This window comes from Vibrio sp. TMPB1044 (genome assembly GCF_030442075.1).
GTDB classification, from domain to species: domain Bacteria; phylum Pseudomonadota; class Gammaproteobacteria; order Enterobacterales; family Vibrionaceae; genus Vibrio; species Vibrio satsumensis.
The window spans coordinates 1-369 of the sequence record NZ_JAUJED010000034.1 but is presented as its reverse complement, the minus strand read 5'-3'; the positions used below and the strand labels follow the sequence as shown (position 1 = coordinate 369).

Sequence of the window (369 nt, the reverse complement as noted above, 5' to 3'; positions counted from 1 at the left end):
ATTTGCTGCGGTCGTGGCGGAATTGGTAGACGCACCAGATTTAGGTTCTGGCGCCGAGAGGTGTGAGAGTTCAAGTCTCTCCGACCGCACCATTATTTCTCTTTCATTAGAGAACAAATAATGAATCTATTAGATTTATTATGGCTACTTAGCTCAGTTGGTTAGAGCACATCACTCATAATGATGGGGTCGCAGGTTCAAATCCCGCAGTAGCCACCACTTTTTCTTTGAAACAAGAAGACAACGTTATTTCGAACCACCAATGTCGATATAACTATAAAGATTTGCTGCGGTCGTGGCGGAATTGGTAGACGCACCAGATTTAGGTTCTGGCGCCGAGAGGTGTGAGAGTTCAAGTCTCTCCGACCG

General features: G+C 45.8%; 2 tRNA genes. Both read left to right on the top strand.

Annotated features, from left to right (window positions below):
* Positions 1–7: 7 nt before the first annotated feature.
* Positions 8–92: transfer RNA gene (locus QQ041_RS20255), tRNA-Leu, on the top strand.
* A 50-nt stretch (positions 93–142) separates the two neighbouring features.
* Positions 143–219, top strand: a tRNA-Met gene (locus QQ041_RS20250).
* Positions 220–369: the final 150 nt, after the last annotated feature.